This window comes from Streptomyces sp. NPDC045956, assembly GCF_056430705.1.
This window is the reverse complement of sequence record NZ_JBWKKZ010000018.1, coordinates 1-2707: the sequence shown is the minus strand read 5'-3', so window position 1 is coordinate 2707 and position 2707 is coordinate 1. Positions and strand designations below refer to the sequence as shown.

The window sequence follows — 2707 nt, the reverse complement described above, 5'->3', positions numbered from 1 at the left end:
GGGGGTGGGGGTAGCGTGGTCGCGGGGTCTGTTCTGTTGTTCCTACTACCTCCCCCCCCCCCCCCCCCCCCCCCCCCCCCCCCCCCCCCCCGGCCGGTCACCCCGCTGCGCTGGACACGCCTGCGATCAGGTGGCGCGCTCGATGTTGTCGGCGCTGGTGTTCGCGGACTTGCTGGCGTCGTTCAGCGTGTCGACCCACTTGTCGAAGGTCGGCTTCACATCGCGCCAGTCGTCCCGGAACCGGTCGGCCTTCGGACCCTTCCAGTAGCCGGAGCTGTCCGCCGTGGCCGACTGCAGGTCCTTGATCAGGAGCTGCAGGTCGTGGGCCTTGCGGGCGTACAGCTTCGACAGTTCCCGGAGCCTCGTGAGATCTGCACCGCGATCCATGGGCGTTCCTCCCCGTGTCATCAAAGGCAAGCGGACTGTCCGTTCGCAACAGTGGACGCTACAACACCACCTGCAGTTCCCGTCCACCGCTGTTGCGAATGGGATCTTCCGGTGAACGACCGGTGTGCACGGCGTGTGGCGGGGCTGGTCAGGCTCCTGCTGTGAGGCGGGGGGTGCGACAGTATCCTGGAGTTCCGGAGACAGCGGGGGAGAGCTGCTATGGCAAATCCTGACATACAGGAACTCAATCAGCGTGCGGGCCAGTTGAGGTCACTGGCCGACCACATAGACGAACTCGTCGACACCGCGAAGAATCACAGCACCACCGGCATGAAGACCTGGTCGGGTCCGAACGCGGACGACGTGCGAGGCGCGCTGAGGACCTGGAAGACGAAGTGCGGCACGGTCGCGAAGGCCTTGCGCGACGAGGCGCAGAAATGCTCCCAGGACGCCAAGGACTTGCAGGACAAGAAGAAGTAAGAGGCGAAGAGACCAGTGCCCTCCTTTGACAGCTCTCGTGCCCGCTTCCGGCTCGCCGACCGCCACATCGCGGTCTTCGCCCACCTCGTGGACGGTAAGACACCGCCGGAGGAGCTGACGCAGTCGCTCACCGAGCTGCAACGCATCGGTCTGGTGGGCGAGGAGGGCGAACTGGCCCCGCTCCTCGGCGACCTGCTCCGCACTCTCGCCGACCCGGTCATGATGATCCAGGTGGAGATCACCGGCGCCCACGGGCCGTTGAACCACGGGGTGGTGGTCGGTGAGGACGCCGTGATCGCCCACGACGGCTGGCCGGGCGAGGAGGAGTCGGAGTACGTCTCCATCGAGCCGAACACCCTCGTCTGGGAGCTGGCCCGCAAGGTCAACCTGCACCGCGGTGAGCGGCCCGAGGAGGGCGCCCCCGAGGTCCGTGTCGGTACGACGATGGCCGCCCTGGACGCCGCCTTCGTCGCCCTGGAGGAACCGGGCCCCGACGACGACGCCACCCGCGACCTCGTCCGCACGGCACTCGTCGAGGCGGACCCCGCGCTCGCGGAGCGGGACCAGGCACTCACCACCCTGCGCGACCTGATCGTCTCCCTGAACGCGACCTGGCGCATCACCACGAGCTGGGACGGCGAGCACGAAGGCGAACGCGCCGCCATGGTCCGCGCCCTGGCCGTCTGGGACTGCGGCCCTCTCGGCCACTGGATCCGCGAACAGCCGGAGGAGCCGATCCTGCCCGGGCAGGTCGGCCCCGAGAGCCCGCTGGTCCTGGTGCGCTCCCACGCGGCGGAGGTCTGGCGGAAGATCACCGCCCTGATCCCCGACCGGGAGGAACTGGTCGGCGGCGGCAGCACCGCGTGACCACCGCCCACACGGCCCCCGCCGGGGCGGTGCCTCCCGCCCGCGGGCCCGGACGACGCTGGTGGCCGGCGACACTCTGGGTCACTCTGGGCACCCCGCCGGCGCTGGCCGGCTGCGGCTGGCTCGGACAGGACGCCGGCCTGCTCGCGACGCTGCTCGGTGTGGTGGTGGCCCTGCTGGTGCTCGCCGTGGCCTGGATCCTGTGCGGCGCGAAGGCGGGCGCCGGCGTCGCCGTGTTCGGCTTCGCCTTTCTCCTTTTCGTGGGCCCCGCACTCGGTGACCACGCGATGCAGGAGCGCGGAGTACGGCACGACGACGCCGTGATCACGGAAGTCAGCACATACCGGGGGAAGGGCGGGGAGAGGCGGCCCGTCTGCACCATCGCCCTCACCGACACCGACCGCGCACGCACCGTCGAGGTCGGCGACACCGGCGGCTGCGCACGCGACCTCGCCCCGGGCACCCACGTCACCCTCGTCGACGACCCGGAGGGCCACCTCGCCCCACGCCTCGCCGGCAAGGCCGACGGAGTCGCCCCCTACCTCCTGTGGACACTCGCGGGCCTCCTCACCGCCCTGGAGACCTGCGCCGTACTGGGCAGACTGCGGCGGCGCCGACGGCACGACGAGGGACGGCCGCGTTTGAGCTGACGGCATGCTCGATCCGGCTCAACGGTGTCCACGACCACCTGGTCCGAGCAGGCGGAGACGACCGAACCGAGTAGTGACGGGGGAGAGGGATGGCGTTCCGAGGGGCGGACCCCGAGGATCTGGAGCATCTGGCGAAGCTGCTGGACGGGCGTGGTGGGACGGCGGAGCGTCTTGACGAGGCTTTCACGCGGGCGTCCCGGCTGGGGGTGAGCGGGCAGCTGGCGGCCCTGAAGCCGTTGCGGGCGTGGTCGGCCGACGGGGCCAGGGACCTGCGCAAGCGTGCGGTGCTCCTGCGGCTGGAGAACGGTGATCCGACGGCGGGT

At 70.4% G+C, this 2707-nt stretch carries 4 protein-coding genes and 1 pseudogene; 4 read left to right on the top strand and 1 reads right to left on the bottom strand.

Annotated features, from left to right (window positions below; genetic code table 11):
- Window positions 1–126: 126 nt before the first annotated feature.
- Window positions 127–387 carry a WXG100 family type VII secretion target gene (locus tag AC07FV_RS33480; RefSeq protein WP_366768461.1) on the bottom strand — a complete coding sequence of 87 codons (261 nt, stop codon included), beginning with the start codon at window positions 385–387 and terminating at the stop codon, window positions 127–129.
- Window positions 388–606: 219 nt separating this feature from the next.
- Here AC07FV_RS33480 and AC07FV_RS33475 point away from each other — a divergent pair, with 219 nt between their 5' ends.
- The 4 genes and pseudogenes from AC07FV_RS33475 to AC07FV_RS33460 form a co-directional block, all read left to right on the top strand.
- Window positions 607–867 (top strand): WXG100 family type VII secretion target, encoded by a 261-nt coding sequence (locus AC07FV_RS33475; RefSeq protein ID WP_479091421.1) that lies wholly within the window; start codon window positions 607–609, stop codon window positions 865–867.
- A 15-nt stretch (window positions 868–882) separates the two neighbouring features.
- Window positions 883–1734 (top strand): hypothetical protein, encoded by an 852-nt coding sequence (locus tag AC07FV_RS33470; RefSeq protein WP_479091419.1) that lies wholly within the window; start codon window positions 883–885, stop codon window positions 1732–1734.
- Entirely contained in the window at window positions 1731–2384 is a 654-nt protein-coding gene (locus tag AC07FV_RS33465) for a hypothetical protein (protein ID WP_479091417.1), read from the top strand. Before AC07FV_RS33470 ends, AC07FV_RS33465 begins: the two co-directional genes overlap by 4 nt.
- A gap of 89 nt (window positions 2385–2473) precedes the next feature.
- A pseudogene (locus tag AC07FV_RS33460) lies at window positions 2474–2707 on the top strand (PE-PGRS family protein); the annotation flags it as partial.